The organism is Spirosoma jeollabukense, from assembly GCF_054777855.1.
The window spans coordinates 283,977-298,263 of record NZ_BAAHAD010000003.1; the positions used below are offsets into that span (position 1 = coordinate 283,977).

At 48.9% G+C, this 14,287-nt stretch carries 11 protein-coding genes and 1 tRNA gene; 7 read left to right on the forward strand and 5 right to left on the reverse strand.

Features of this window, described 5'->3' with window-relative positions:
* Positions 1 to 74: 74 nt before the first annotated feature.
* From ACYVEA_RS15265 to hemC, 3 genes are all read right to left on the reverse strand, one after another.
* Positions 75 to 1,355: an ABC transporter permease gene (locus ACYVEA_RS15265; protein ID WP_461114308.1), complete on the reverse strand. Its 1,281-nt coding sequence runs from the start codon at positions 1,353 to 1,355 to the stop codon at positions 75 to 77.
* Between the two features lie 64 nt (positions 1,356 to 1,419).
* Positions 1,420 to 1,872 (reverse strand): GNAT family N-acetyltransferase, encoded by a 453-nt coding sequence (locus ACYVEA_RS15270; protein ID WP_461114309.1) that lies wholly within the window; start codon positions 1,870 to 1,872, stop codon positions 1,420 to 1,422.
* Complete coding sequence (gene hemC, locus ACYVEA_RS15275; RefSeq protein WP_461114310.1) at positions 1,869 to 2,795, reverse strand: hydroxymethylbilane synthase; 927 nt, start codon at positions 2,793 to 2,795, stop codon at positions 1,869 to 1,871. Before hemC ends, ACYVEA_RS15270 begins: the two co-directional genes overlap by 4 nt.
* A 282-nt stretch (positions 2,796 to 3,077) precedes the next feature.
* On the opposite strand from hemC, the gene ACYVEA_RS15280 reads away from it, so the two are divergent.
* Entirely contained in the window at positions 3,078 to 3,482 is a 405-nt protein-coding gene (locus tag ACYVEA_RS15280) for an Hsp20/alpha crystallin family protein (protein WP_093830147.1), read from the forward strand.
* A gap of 177 nt (positions 3,483 to 3,659) precedes the next feature.
* Here the strand turns inward: ACYVEA_RS15280 and ACYVEA_RS15285 are convergent.
* Both ACYVEA_RS15285 and fabD read right to left on the reverse strand, forming a co-directional pair.
* Positions 3,660 to 3,730: transfer RNA gene (locus ACYVEA_RS15285), tRNA-Gln, on the reverse strand.
* Between the two features lie 126 nt (positions 3,731 to 3,856).
* Positions 3,857 to 4,732, reverse strand: a complete 876-nt coding sequence (gene fabD / locus ACYVEA_RS15290) for an ACP S-malonyltransferase (protein ID WP_461114311.1) — start codon at positions 4,730 to 4,732, stop codon at positions 3,857 to 3,859.
* A gap of 383 nt (positions 4,733 to 5,115) precedes the next feature.
* Here fabD and ACYVEA_RS15295 point away from each other — a divergent pair, with 383 nt between their 5' ends.
* From ACYVEA_RS15295 to ACYVEA_RS15320, 6 genes are all read left to right on the forward strand, one after another.
* Complete coding sequence (locus tag ACYVEA_RS15295) at positions 5,116 to 5,811, forward strand: succinate dehydrogenase cytochrome b subunit (RefSeq protein ID WP_461114312.1); 696 nt, start codon at positions 5,116 to 5,118, stop codon at positions 5,809 to 5,811.
* 89 nt (positions 5,812 to 5,900) lie between these two features.
* Positions 5,901 to 7,838 (forward strand): fumarate reductase/succinate dehydrogenase flavoprotein subunit, encoded by a 1,938-nt coding sequence (locus ACYVEA_RS15300; RefSeq protein WP_461114313.1) that lies wholly within the window; start codon positions 5,901 to 5,903, stop codon positions 7,836 to 7,838.
* A gap of 79 nt (positions 7,839 to 7,917) precedes the next feature.
* Positions 7,918 to 8,676, forward strand: a complete 759-nt coding sequence (locus ACYVEA_RS15305) for a succinate dehydrogenase/fumarate reductase iron-sulfur subunit (RefSeq protein ID WP_461114314.1) — start codon at positions 7,918 to 7,920, stop codon at positions 8,674 to 8,676.
* 142 nt (positions 8,677 to 8,818) lie between these two features.
* A complete protein-coding gene (locus ACYVEA_RS15310) occupies positions 8,819 to 10,255 on the forward strand; it encodes an FAD-dependent oxidoreductase (RefSeq protein ID WP_461114315.1) in 1,437 nt (478 codons plus the stop codon).
* A 261-nt stretch (positions 10,256 to 10,516) separates the two neighbouring features.
* Positions 10,517 to 10,765, forward strand: coding sequence for a hypothetical protein (locus ACYVEA_RS15315; protein ID WP_461114316.1), 249 nt, complete (start codon positions 10,517 to 10,519; stop codon positions 10,763 to 10,765).
* Between the two features lie 147 nt (positions 10,766 to 10,912).
* Positions 10,913 to 14,269, forward strand: coding sequence for a SusC/RagA family TonB-linked outer membrane protein (locus ACYVEA_RS15320; RefSeq protein WP_461114317.1), 3,357 nt, complete (start codon positions 10,913 to 10,915; stop codon positions 14,267 to 14,269).
* Positions 14,270 to 14,287: the final 18 nt, after the last annotated feature.

The following is a 14,287-nucleotide window of genomic DNA, read 5'->3' on the forward strand; positions in this document are numbered from 1 at the left end:
GATGATATAGGAGGTATGATATATTGCTTTCGCGTCAGCTACATCATATCTCCTACATCCTATATCTATCTATTCTACTCTTCGGCCAGCGTGCGCGAAATGTTCATGCGGTAGACGCCTAAAGCAGGGAGTGCAGCGGCCAGTAAGCCAATAATGATGGCAACACCCAATAAAATCCACTCTTCGGGAAGGATGCCAAAGGCGGCCAGATTATAGTGGTAATCTTCAGATACGCTGCTCGAAAATAACCACAATCCAACGCGGCTAAACAGAATTCCCAAACCAAAACCAATGAGTGATAAGACAAGCCCTTCGAGGACCAGCATCCCGAAAAGCTGGGCTCTCGTGGCGCCCATGGATAGCATAAGCGCCATTTCGTAGCGTCTCTCTTTCAGGGAGTTATAGAGCGATATGAACACGCTGATGCCGGAAATGAGCATAATGACGATGGCCAGGCCACGCAGCGTTTCAACGCCGACGCCAAGCAACGAAAACAGCCGGTTGATTTCAATATTAGGCAGTGCAGCCTGTAATTTGGAGTTACTATTGATGCCCCGCGCCAGCATCATGCCCATTGGGTTCCGAAACTTGATGAGCATGCTCGTAATCTCGCGCGGAGCGTCGTCGTCGTGGTGCTCTTCGGCTTCATGGGCTTCACCTTCATGATGTGCATGTTTATCACCAGCCTCATGTTCTTCCCCAGTTTCGTGTGCCTCTCCCACTTCGTTGTGCTCTTCATGGTGCGCGTGGATTGCCCACACGCTCGAAATGGGTGTTAGAATAAGCTGGTCGGCAACGGTATTTGTTGCACTCAGAATGCCTACTACCTTATATTTCGTATCGGCATGCACTTCGCCTTCGGCATCGAGCCCGTGCGATCCAGAGAACGTATCGCCGATCTTTAAACCTGCCACATTGGCAACGCGCGGGCCAATCACTACGTCTAAATCCTTCTGAAATAGTGTACCCTGTGCTACAGTAGCGCCAAAATGCTCCAGGTATTTTTTGTTCGTGCCAACAATGCGGAACGATCGGTAATTATCGCCCATGGATAACGGAATCGCCGTTTTAATCATGGGGTTGCGCGTGAGTCGTTCGGCCTCTTCGAGTGGAATGTTGCCCGTTGGTGAATCAATCTGATAGATACTTGACAGAATCAATTGCAATGGGCTGCCCTTAGCCCCAAGCACCATGTCGATCCCTTTAATATTCTTTCGAAATTGGTCGTCCAGTTGCTTGTTGAGCAACAGCAGCAACGAGATAATCGTGATGCCAAATGTCATCAATAACCCACTCAAAAAGCTGCTCAGCGGTTTATCTCTCAGATTACTCCAACTAATTCGAAACAGATTCATAATACCGGATCAATACTGTTTTTAGCAGAAAAAGGCAGACGCAAATTACTGAATTGCAACCCTATTACAAGTCCAGTTTGAAATGATGGCTGGCAATGTTGAATCGTTTATTGAGATATAGACGGTGGGCATCATAACGAGCTGGATTCTGACCGGAATCCAGCGAAACACATTGGCAACCCGCCTGGTGGGCTTGATCGATGACAAAATCCAGCAACTGACTGGCATAGCCTTTCCCCCTGGCGCTGGGGAGCGTCGATAGATCGTCGATATAGAGTGTCTTGCCGCTATATAATAACGTCATGTACCGGTAGCCTATGACAGCCGGAGCCGGTTCAGGAGAATCACCATCGGAATGCGGCATCACCTCAACAAACGCCAGTACAAAGTTTTCGTTGGCTTGTTGAAAGCGGATTTGTTCTAACGCCTTCTCGGGTGTGAGGTGAGGACGTAGCACCAGCATAGCGGGTAAACACCGCTCAATGTCGGCATCGGATTGGGCAATAACTACGGTCATAATTGTGAACGGATTTCCTGTAATAACTGGTCGCCACCCCGTTCCAGAATACTTTCCGCCAGAGAATGTCCCAGTAGTGAAGCTTCTTCCGGCGCTCCGGCGAAGGTTTCGCGAAGTAATTGAGAACCATCCAGACTAACTAAACCGCCCGTCAGGCTGATACGTTGGTCGTTTGTCCAGTGAGCCAGCGCAAAGGATGGAATGCTGCAACCTCCTTCGAGCCGTGCCAAAAAGGCACGTTCGGCCCGCAGGCAGGCTTCTGTGGGCTCGTGGTTTATAGCGCGCTTGATGGCCTCAACGATCTGGCTGTCTAACGAACCGGCAATTTCAATAGCAATACTGCCCTGTCCGACGGCGGGTGTAAAATCGGCAATCGGCAAGTGCTCGACAATCAGGTCGTCGTACCCCATTCGGTGAACACCCGCGTAGGCCAGTAGAAGGGCATCGCACTGACCTTCGTCGAGCTTACGGATTCGAGTTTGCAGATTGCCTCGCATATCAACCGTAGCGAGATGCGGACAATAATGCTTAAGCATGGCCACTCGTCGTGTAGATGACGTACCAATTCGGAAAGCCTCACCACCGCCAAGCGACAGCATTTTGTTTCGACTCACCAGTACATCATTGGCCAGTTCGCGTTCAGTGAAGGCAATAATACTGAGGTCAGATGGCAGGTTCGATGGCAAATCTTTTGCACTATGAACCGCAATGTCAATGGTGCCGTCCCGAAGTTGATCTTCTAACTCCTGCGTAAATACGCCTTTGCTGCCAATCTTCGCCAGCGACCGATCCAATACTAAATCGCCCTTGGTTTCGATCAGGACTAACTCCGACGTCAGGCCGCCTTTCTGTAGTAACGTTTGTATGTGTTCCGCCTGCCAGACTGCTAACCGGCTACTGCGCGTTCCAATTCTGATATGCATAATTTTACAAAGGTACGGCAAGCCAGCCAGCTTTTGCTAATGGAGTGTATCTGTGGAGATGTGTAGAAAGAGAACCACATACAGACCATAAATCGCAACACTATTGAATTTACGTACATACGTAGTAAAAAGATATAAGTAAGCCTCTATCGTGTCAAAAAGGCATATTCACGCTAAAATCAATAGCAAATTACTGACAGCTTGACGGAGAAAAAGGACATCAATTCGTTAGGCACGAGGTTTGTCTATTAACTAGTACTTGAACAGTAAACGACATCCACTATGAAAGCTATAGAAAACGTATTTCAGGGGACAGGCGGTCAGATTGATTTATTAAATACGCTTTATGGTGGATCCACTCAGACGACCATGAATGTTGAGCGTGAAGATGAACGTCTGGTTATTACCCTATCGGCGCCCGGTGTAAAAGCCAACTCATTTAACGTACTGGTTGAGGGCAATAAACTTGTTCTTTACACATTGTTGGTAAGCACATCTGTACAGCAGGAGGAAGGAAGCAGCCAGCGATTGGCCGTTCCTATGTTTCTGCGAGTTCTGGATATTCCTTCGTTTGTTGATGCCGATCATATCGAAGCTGCGCACGAACACGGAAAAGTGGTTGTAATGTTGCCCTTTAAAGATGAGGAGCACATGCACCGCCGGATTGACATCAAAAAACTCTTTTAATCTACATCCTGAATTTCCCCTTCCGGGACCACTTTTAGGTCCTCTAGCCTATAGATGAGTTCGAAGCCGCTTTTACGAAAGCGGCTTTTTGATTTTCAGAGCTTTCTAAACGAAAAAGACAGCTATCTTTTAAACACAAAAAAGCCGCCTGATTTTGTCAAGCGGCTTTTTTTATTGTAGCCCGACCAGGATTCGAACCTAGACAAACAGAACCAAAATCTGTTGTACTACCCTTATACTATCGGGCTATTTTGCATTTGCGAGTGCAAAGATAATGTTTGCCGGGTGTTAAAAACAAATACACGCCCAAAAAAAATGACATTTTCACGACGACAAACGACTTATCTACTGATTCACAAGTGCCTACTTATTGATCAAATATCTGAAACGGGGGTGGCTGGACTAATCTTTTTTATCAGCCCTTGAAGCACTTTGCCAGGACCACACTCATAAAATTCGGTAGCGCCGTCGGCCACCATCTGCTCAACGGATTGTGTCCAACGTACTGGTGACGTTAGTTGTGCAATTATATTCGCTTTTATGGTTTCTGGGTCTGTGGTTGCCTGAGCGTTTACGTTTTGATAAACCGGGCAGCGGGGGGCAATAAATGACATCGTCTGAACGGCCTCAGCAAATTCAGTACGTGCCGGTTCCATAAACGGAGAGTGAAAGGCGCCACTGACCGCCAATGGCACCACACGCTTGGCACCAGCCGCCTTTAAGCGTTCTTCAGCCAGTTGAATGCCCGCAACACTTCCCGAGACAACTACCTGGCCCGGACAGTTATAATTGGCGGGTACCACAATTTCTTCTGTAATCTGGGCGCATACCTGCTCAATGGCTTCATCAGCCAGTCCCAGCACAGCCGCCATTGTTGACGGAGTCAGTTCACATGCTCGCTGCATGGCGGTTGCCCGGATGGATGCCAGGCGTAGGCCGTCTTCAAAGGAGAGAACACCAGCGGCTGTGAGTGCAGCCAACTCGCCGAGTGAGTGACCTGCCACCATATCGGGGGAAAATGAATCGGTCGTGAGCGCTACCACCACACCGTGCAGAAAAACGGCTGGCTGTGTATAAATGGTTTGCTTTAGTTCCTCGTCAGACCCTTCAAACATGATATTGGTCAGGTTATAACCCAGGATTTCGTTTGCCTGATCAAATAATTGACGGGCGGCCTGGGACTGTTGATAGAGGTCTTGCCCCATACCTCGAAACTGGGAACCCTGTCCGGGAAATACGTATGCTTTCATAAGGAAATACTAGTACAGAAAAACGGTCGATGGCGCGAAAATAGCGGGAGAATTATAGTTGTTCAAATCTTGACATTCTTCCAGGCAACGAAACGACTTTTTCTCGGTAAAATATGTTATCATAATAGTCCATTACAAGCGGTCTAATCTCACTTTTTTACAATTCTGCTACACAGTACGAATAAACAAAGAAACAAACGGCTACTACACACTGTTGCAAAACCAGCTTGTACCTATAGTTTATACCGGCTGTAAATAAGTTATAAAACAGGGGATAATGCCGCTTAATCTTGTTTCCGTGGCGTTTGTGATTTAGCTTTGATGCGCCGTTTAACCCGGCTTTTTTTCAATCGTTTACACTTAATTTTCGTGTCGTTCACCGTATGGCTTGGGTAACACAAACACTCTCCAGCTCCCTTGGTCGCAAAGTAATAATGTCGCTGACAGGACTGTTTTTATGTTCTTTTTTAATCGTTCATATGGCTGGTAATCTTCAGCTGTTCAAGGGCGATGGCGGACGGGCTTTCAATGAGTATACGTACTTCATGACCCACAACCCGCTTATCATGACCGTTTCGTATCTGCTCTATACCTCTATTCTGGTACATGCGCTGATGGCTTTCATTCTTACCCGGCATAATCAGGCATCGCGCCCGGTTAAGTATGCCTATAGCAAGCCTGAAGAAAATAGTCCGTGGTCGTCGCGTAACATGGGAATACTGGGCACAATCCTGCTGCTCTTTATCGTCATCCATATGCGTACATTCTGGTATGAAATGCACTTTGGGTCTGTTCCGATGGCCGAATACGATGGCAAACAGTATAAAGATTTGTATAAAGTTGTCCAGGTCGCATTTGGTGAACTGTGGTATGTAACGCTCTATGTTATCTGTATGGTAGCTATCGGCTTTCACTTGGCGCATGGTTTCCAGAGTGGTTTTCAAACCATTGGCGTTCGTCATAAGAAGTATACACCAATGATTGAGTTTGTGGGCAAAGTCTTCTTTGCTGTCATTATTCCGGCAGCTTTTGCGGCAATGCCAATTTACGTGTACTTACAGGTTCATCACATTATTTAAAGGGTGAAAGAGTGAATCAAAGGATGTTCCAATTGAATACGTCTTCATCTCTCGTTCGCTCTTACGCTCTTTCTTTCGCTCTTTAAAGCATGAAACTGGAATCTAAAATCCCCGAGGGTCCTTTAGCCGAAAAATGGGCACGGCACAAATTCGCCTTGAAACTGGTCAATCCAGCTAACAAGCGTAAATACGATATTATCGTGGTAGGTACTGGCTTGGCTGGTGCGTCAGCGGCTGCATCACTGGCAGAGCTGGGCTACAACGTTAAAGCATTTTGCTATCAGGATAGTCCCCGTCGGGCGCACTCTATTGCCGCTCAGGGGGGAATCAATGCCGCTAAAAATTACCAGAATGACGGCGACAGCGTGTTCCGGTTATTCTACGATACGATTAAAGGCGGTGACTACCGTGCCCGCGAAGGCAATGTTCACCGGCTGGCCGAAGTTAGTGTCAACATCATTGACCAATGCGTAGCGCAGGGTGTTCCATTCGCCCGGGAATATGGCGGTACGTTGGCAAACCGCTCGTTTGGTGGCGCGCAGGTATCACGAACGTTTTACGCCCGTGGCCAAACGGGTCAGCAGTTGTTGCTGGGCGCTTATTCGGCTTTAAGTCGTCAGGTAGCCAATGGTAAAGTAAAATTGTATACCCGTACCGAAATGCTCGACCTGGTGGTTGAGGGTGGCAAGGCGCGGGGTATTGTTACCCGCAATCTGATTACCGGAAAAATCGAATCGCATTCGGCCCATGCTGTGCTGCTTTGTACGGGCGGCTATGGCAACGTATTTTACCTCTCGACCAATGCGATGGGATGTAACGTAACGGCAGCCTGGCGGGCGCACAAAAAAGGCGCTGTGTTTGGTAATCCTTGCTTCACCCAGATTCACCCAACCTGCATTCCTGTATCGGGCCACTACCAATCGAAACTGACGCTGATGTCGGAGTCGTTGCGGAACGATGGTCGCGTATGGGCGCCAAAGTCGAAAGAAGATGCGCAGAAAATTCAGAAAGGCGAGTTGAAAGCTACAGACCTTCCTGAAGACGCTCGTGACTATTTCCTGGAGCGTCGCTATCCCGCATTTGGTAACCTGGTTCCCCGCGACGTAGCATCTCGAAACGCCAAGAATATGTGCGACGAAGGTCGGGGCGTCAGTAAAACCGGCTTAGCGGTATATCTGGATTTCGCCGATGCGATCAAGCGCGACGGGCAGAAAGTGATCGAAGCCAAATACGGTAACCTGTTTGAGATGTATGAAAAGATCACTGGCGAAAATCCGTACGAAACGCCGATGATGATTTACCCCGCTGTGCACTATACGATGGGCGGTTTGTGGGTCGATTACAACCTCATGACCACCGTTCCTGGTTTATATGCGCTTGGTGAAGCTAATTTCTCTGACCATGGTGCCAACCGCTTAGGCGCGTCGGCATTAATGCAGGGCTTGGCCGATGGTTATTTTGTCATTCCTTACACAGTTGGTGATTATCTGGCAACCATTGGTCCGGCTGACAAAATTCCGGTCGATTCGCCTGCCTTTAAAGAAGCGGAACAGAAAGTTCAGGCTTTGATTAACAGGATGATGTCTATAAAAGGCACTCGTCCGGTTGATGACCTGCACAAAGAACTGGGCCATATTATGTGGGAATACTGCGGTATGGCAAGAAATGCAGAAGGACTCCAACTCGCCAAACAGAAGATTCAGGCGCTGAAAAAAGAATTCTGGTCTAATGCCAAAATTCTGGGCGATGCCGAGGAAATGAATCAGGCATTGGAACAGGCGGGCCGTGTAGCTGATTTTATCGAATTAGGTGAGCTAATGGTCGACGACGCACTAAATCGCAATGAATCCTGTGGTGGTCACTTCCGTGAGGAATACCAGACCCCCGACGGTGAAGCCCTTCGTGATGACGCGAATTATGCCTACGTAGCTGGCTGGGAGTATCAGGGAGAAGGCAAACCTGAACTGCTCAATAAAGAAATGCTGGAATTCGAGAACGTGAAACTGACACAGCGGAGTTATAAATAACAGTAGTCAAAGTCGTTGGTCGATAGCTGTCGGTAATAGGACACTATTCGCCAACGGCTGTCGACTAACGACTACAAGTATGAAGATTACACTCAAAGTCTGGAGACAAAAAAATACGAATACTGAGGGTAAGCTAGTTGACTATCAGCTGGATAACGTCTCAGAGGACATGTCCTTTTTGGAAATGTTCGACGTGCTGAATGATTCATTGACCAGGAAGGGCGAAGATCCTGTAACCTTCGACCACGACTGCCGCGAGGGTATTTGCGGTACGTGTTCGATGTATATTAATGGTCGGCCACACGGCCCGCAAACGGGGGCCACTACCTGCCAACTTCACATGCGTTCGTTTAACGACGGCGACACGATTGTCGTTGAACCCTGGCGGGCACGGGCTTTCCCGGTCATCAAAGATCTGATGGTTGATCGCCTAGCGTTCGACCGGATTATTCAGGCGGGTGGTTACGTATCGGTCAATACCGGTTCAGCTCCCGACGCAAACGAAATTCTTATCCCACGTAGCATTGCCGATGAAGCCATGGATGCGGCAGCCTGCATTGGCTGTGGCGCCTGCGTAGCGGCTTGCAAAAATGCGTCGGCTATGCTGTTTGTGTCGGCGAAAGTGTCCCAATTAGCTATTTTGCCACAGGGGAAAGCTGAGCACCGGGAACGGGCTGAGCGTATGGTCGCGCAAATGGACGCTGAAGGGTTCGGAGCTTGCTCGTTTACAGGCGCCTGTTCTGTCGAATGTCCCAAGTCGATCTCGCTGGATCACATCGCCCGCATGAACCGCGAATATCTGGGCGCTAAACTGGCTTCGGATAACGTTCAGGGATAAAAAATAAAAATAGTGAACAAAGCCCGGTTGCGTCAGTCGCAACCGGGCTTTGTTTGTTTTATACCTTTTCGGACCGTTTTGCTCTATTTCTGAGATGTAGACGCTATCTTGAGACTGATTTCCCTGACCATTTTTTGAACTGATGATCATAGACCAAACAACACTGACCCTGTATGGGGCGGAATGGTGTGAAGATAGCCAACGGGTAAAGACTTATCTGGAAGAGAACCAACTGGATTTTACCTACATCAATGTTGACCTTGATCGGGAAGCCGCCATGCAGGTGGAGAAAATGCAGGATGGTAAACGGCTAACGCCCACGCTACTTATTAATGAAACATCGTTCGTAAATCCTACCAACGAACAGATTGCCGCGTTACTCGGACTTAACCCCGGCCGACCTCGCATTCGTTTGTTTGGGGCTGATTGGTGTCCAGACTGCCACCGGGCAAAAGCCTATCTGAGTGATAATGGCATTAATTACCAGTATATAAATATTGAGGTGCATGCCTGGTCAATTCCCATACTTGAAACCGTAAATAACGGGAAGCGGATCATTCCGACTATTTTTATTGATGATCAGGTATTTGCCAACCCCGACAACCGAACCTTAAAAGACCTAATCGGCATAACCGAAGAAGCCCAGTCTCATTTATATGATGTGGCTATCATCGGGGGCGGGGCCACTGGACTAACCACCGCTATTTATGTACAGCGGGATAAATTTTCATCCATTATTCTGGAAAAACGACTCATCGGCGGAAATGCTTCATTGACTGATAAAATCGAAAATTATCCGGGATTTATTGATATCAGCGGTAAGGAGTTAATGAATAAAATGGCCGAGCAGGCTAAAATCTACGGATCAGATATCAAACTGGGCGCTGACGTTCGCAAAATCACCCATGAAAATGAGATTTTTCATCTCGAAACGAACATGGGTGATATTACGGCCCGCTCAGTCGTAGTGGCGGTAGGATCAACCTATAAGAAACTGCATATCCCGGGAGAGTCCGAGTTAATTGGTGCGGGAATTCATTTCTGTGCTACCTGCGATGGGGCTTTCTACCGGGATCGGGAGATTCTGGTTATCGGCGGAGGCAACAGCGCACTGGAGGAAGGCATGTTTCTGGCTCGTTTTTGCCGAAAGGTTTCGTTTGTTCATTACAAACCATCATTTAGTGCCTCAACAACCTACACCGACAAATTAGCCGAATTTACGAACGTAGCCGTGCATCTGAACCAAACGCCAACGGCCTTTCTCAGTAACGATCGAGGTACGTTCAGGGCATTGCAAGTGACCGATAATGCCACAGGCGAGGTAATGGAGATTGAAGCTGATGGCGTCTTTCTGTTTGTAGGGCTTACACCCAATACCAAGTTTCTGGCTAAAACCATTGACCTCAACGAGCAAGGATTTATCTGCACCCGACCCGGATCGGTCGAGACATCGGTTCCCGGCATCCTGGCTGCTGGCGACTGCCGGTTAGGCGCTATTGCGCAGGTTGCTGCGGCTACGGGTGAAGGCGTAGTGGCCAGTTTTGCCGTTAAAGCTTACCTGAACCGACAAACAACGTAAGGCCGCTGCCCCTGAATAGCTTCCTTTCTTACAGACAATCCATTGATCCCGATGGTGTCGTGGATGAATTGTCTACTCTATCCTAAAACGCCCTGCTTCGGTCAGTCTATACCGAAGCAATTCGTATTTCCCTTCATCTGATACGTGTAACCAGACACGTAACCCTGTTGGTGGGTTTTAAATCAACGATTAAAAAAAATCTCTTAAGGGGGTACCCTCCCGGTCGGCTCGATTGTCTTCTGGATAATTAATGGGGAACCTATGGATGAGAGCCGATTTAAAGAAACCTTAGTTGAGCGCTATCTCAGCAATCAGGCAACTGACCAGGAGCTGGAAGTGTTCCTGGAATTACTCAAACGGGGAGAATTGGATGACTTAGTGAAGGACCATATGGACCGAGAAGAAGACGGTCCTGAGGACACGAAAGCTGGCTTTTTAAACACTGGTGTCTTTCAACCCTGGGCACAATGGCTGAACGTAGCAGCTTCCCTATCCCTGATTCTCTGGTAATCTTTTGAATTTATCCGGCGAGGCTATTTCTGTAAACGCCTGCTTATCATACCACCTTCTTTTACTAGTCATCGTAGTTGTCACTCTTTGTTTCGAAGGGACGCCAGAAGAGCTTTTGTCAATAAACCAACCAACTGATTGAGAGCAATGAGATTATTATTACAAAACAGAATTCGGATCTTAGGCTATTTAGCGGTCTCTGCTTCGCTGGTGACGACAGTCAGGGCCCAGAACCGACTGATTGAAAAAGGAGACCTCAGAGACATCGTTACCAGAAATGAACGTAGTAGTGTCCCCACTAAGCTCACTTACCGGATCGATGCTGCGGTAACATCAAGCGTTCCAGCCGCTATCGTTATTAAAGGGAAAGTCACGGCTCAGGAAGACCGGTTAGCGTTGCCCGGCGTTAACATTTCCATAAAGGGGACCACGATTGGCACCACAACGAACGCCGAAGGGAATTACACCCTTAGCGTACCGTCCAAAGAAAGTACGCTGATTTTTTCGTTTCTGGGCTATGTCTCCCAGGAGGTTCCGGTTGGCGATCAAGTGACCATCAATGTCACACTGGCGGCCGACTCTAAAGTACTCAACGAAGTGGTAGTCACGGCTTTAGGGTTCAAAGAAGAAAAAGACCGAATGGCATCGACGCTATCGACGGTCAAACCCGAAGACATTAAACGCTCCGGCGAAACGGGCATCATTAATGGGCTGGCGGGTAAAGCGGCTGGCGTGTTGATTTCTCGTTCTACGGGTGATCCGGGCGCCGGTTCATACATCCAGATTCGTGGTCAGAATACAATTACGGGGTCAAACCAGCCACTCATTATTATTGATGGCGTGCCCATGAGCAACAGCACCAGTGGCGATTCTCGGGGTGGAGTGGCGCAACAATCCCGTTTGAATGACATTAACCCGGAAGACATTGCCAGCATGCAAATCCTGAAAGGGGCTTCGGCGGCTGGGCTCTGGGGATCGCGGGCGGCCAACGGTGTGATTGTGATCACAACGAAACGGGGCGCTGCGGATAATAAACTGAATGTCAGCTTTAGTTCTACGGTTTCTTTCGACAAAGTCAACGTATTGCATCCCTTACAGGAAGCCTACGGGCAAGGTTCAGGTGGTATTTACAATCCAACGACGCAATATTCCTGGGGCGATAAAATTGCCAACCGGGCCGGTGGCGACGACGTAGTGAACATGAATGGCGCCCGCTTTGAATCCTATCAGGGGAAAACATTTTATCCAATTCTGACGAAAAACTCGAAAGAAACCTACAACGAAGCGCGTAAGGATGCTGTGTTTCGAACGGGTACCTACTACGATAATAACGTTAGCCTGAGCGGAGGAAACGACAAGGGTAACTTTTACCTGAGCCTGGGCAATCTAAATCAGAAAGGAATTTTCGCCGGGCAAAGTGATTACAAACGAAACTCGGTTCGGTTTAACGCGTCCCGCCAGCTTAATGACATTATCAAAGCGTCGGCAAACGCCAACTACATCCGAACCACCTCTAACCGGGTGCAAAAAGGCGACAACGCCAGCGGTCTGTATCTAGGCATGCTGCGTTCGTCGCCCGATTTCGACAGCCGGTACTGGAAAGGAAGCTACTTCGCTTCACCTACGGCCGCTGCCATTCGGAATCGCCAGCGGTCGTATCGCAACTACCTGGGGGCTTCGGCGAACCCAAGCTATAACGATCCACTCTGGACGATCAACGAGCTGACCAATTTTTCGGAAGTCGATCGGTTTATTATGAACTCGGAGATCGTAGCGACACCCAAAGACTGGTTCAGCATCACGGCTCGGGCGGGGATGGACACTTATAACGACCGTCGGGTGACCAACAATCCGGTGTCGTCGGTTGAAAACTCGGGCGCTGGCGCGTACGACCAACGTATCATCTCGGAAACTGAAATGAACCTGGACGTCATTGGGCGAGCCAGCAAGGATTTTGGTGAAAATATAACGAGTACGTTGATTGTTGGCTTCAACATCAATGATCGGAAGTACAACCTGCTGGGCGGCACCATGAACGGCTTCATTCTGGAAGAAGCACCACCTAATTTCGCCAACTCCACGGCCGTCAACAATTTTCCATTCAATACGGAAACGCACCGTCGGACGGCTCGTTTGTACTCAACCCTGAACCTGGGATTCTATAACCAACTGTATGTCAATGGGTCCATTGCCAGCGAATCGGGCTCTACATTTGGTAGCGCATCCAAATCGACATTCTACTATCCATCGGCTGACGTAGCCTGGCAGTTTAGCCAATTGCCAGCCTTCCGGGGTAGTGCGCTTTCGTTTGGTAAGGTGCGGGCCTCCTTCGGTATCGTGGGTATTCAGCCCGAACCCTATCGGAACACGACCCCTTACGTAACGGCTTCGTTCAGCAGTTGGGCAACCACGCTGACCAGTTCAGGTTACGGGGGCGCTTACGTAGAAAGTGCAACACAGGGAGATCCGAACCTTTTCCCCGAGCGCAAAACGGAGTGGGAAGTCGGTGCAGATTTACGGTTTTTCAAAAACAAACTAACGGTAGGCTACACCTATTACCAGAATAACATCCGGGATTTATTGCTCCAGGTATCATCGGCTGGTTCAACCGGGTTTAGCCAGAAATATACCAATGCCGGCAGTATGGAGAACAAAGGCATGGAAGTAGACTTCAACCTGAACGTTCTGCAGAAGAAAGATTTTAATTGGAATCTATTCGCTAACTGGAGTAAAAACAAAAACCGGGTCACGAATCTAGGGGGTACCGAAATCGTCACCTTTACGGCCGGTGCGCTGAGTACCGTTGCCCACGTAGGCGACGCGTTGTCTTCCTTCTACGGTGGTGTGTATCAGCGTAATGAAGACGGTTCGATGAACCTGACGCCTACGGGCTTTCCTAAGTTAGGCACTACGTTAGGCATCGTGGGCGACCCAAACCCCGATTGGCGCGGTGGCTTTGGGACGAATCTCTCCTATAAAAAACTATCGCTGAACGTTCTGTTTGAAACCTTCCAGGGTGGCGATTTTTACGAAGGTACACGCGGAGTGCTGGTGAACTTTGGTACGTATGCCGACGTCGGCAACGAAGTGACCCTGGCGCAGGATACGTACAACTATGCCGGAACCCTGTTCAAGGCCGGGACTACCCTGCGGGGCAACGTAGCGAATTACGGTGGTGGCCCCGTCTTGCTGGATCAGTCGTTCTATACCTCGATTGGTGGGCACTCCGGGCAGCTAACGGAGCAGTTCGTCCGGGATGGAAGCTGGACCCGCATTCGTGAGATTACCCTGGGCTATCAACTGAACACGCCGGGTTTCCGGAAGAAAACGAAGCTGGAGTCGGTCAGTTTCGCCGTAACTACCCGGAATCCGGTACTCTGGACCAAAGTAGTGGGCATTGATCCGGAAACCAACGTATCGGGGGTTGGCAATGCCCGTGGAGTGGATTACTTCAATAATCCAAGCACAAGATCGCTGGTCTTCAGCCTGAAAATCAATTACTAATTTTAACGACTGGAATCG

What these genes read in the sequence shown, in the direction of transcription:
- ACYVEA_RS15265 (WP_461114308.1), bottom strand. Translation starts at nt 1,355, where the DNA reads ATGAATCTGTTTCGAATTAGTTGGAGTAATCTGAGAGATAAACCGCTG.
- ACYVEA_RS15270 (WP_461114309.1), bottom strand. Translation starts at nt 1,872, where the DNA reads ATGACCGTAGTTATTGCCCAATCCGATGCCGACATTGAGCGGTGTTTA.
- hemC (WP_461114310.1), bottom strand. Translation starts at nt 2,795, where the DNA reads ATGCATATCAGAATTGGAACGCGCAGTAGCCGGTTAGCAGTCTGGCAG.
- ACYVEA_RS15280 (WP_093830147.1), top strand. Translation starts at nt 3,078, where the DNA reads ATGAAAGCTATAGAAAACGTATTTCAGGGGACAGGCGGTCAGATTGAT.
- fabD (WP_461114311.1), bottom strand. Translation starts at nt 4,732, where the DNA reads ATGAAAGCATACGTATTTCCCGGACAGGGTTCCCAGTTTCGAGGTATG.
- ACYVEA_RS15295 (WP_461114312.1), top strand. Translation starts at nt 5,116, where the DNA reads ATGGCTTGGGTAACACAAACACTCTCCAGCTCCCTTGGTCGCAAAGTA.
- ACYVEA_RS15300 (WP_461114313.1), top strand. Translation starts at nt 5,901, where the DNA reads ATGAAACTGGAATCTAAAATCCCCGAGGGTCCTTTAGCCGAAAAATGG.
- ACYVEA_RS15305 (WP_461114314.1), top strand. Translation starts at nt 7,918, where the DNA reads ATGAAGATTACACTCAAAGTCTGGAGACAAAAAAATACGAATACTGAG.
- ACYVEA_RS15310 (WP_461114315.1), top strand. Translation starts at nt 8,819, where the DNA reads ATGATCATAGACCAAACAACACTGACCCTGTATGGGGCGGAATGGTGT.
- ACYVEA_RS15315 (WP_461114316.1), top strand. Translation starts at nt 10,517, where the DNA reads ATGGATGAGAGCCGATTTAAAGAAACCTTAGTTGAGCGCTATCTCAGC.
- ACYVEA_RS15320 (WP_461114317.1), top strand. Translation starts at nt 10,913, where the DNA reads ATGAGATTATTATTACAAAACAGAATTCGGATCTTAGGCTATTTAGCG.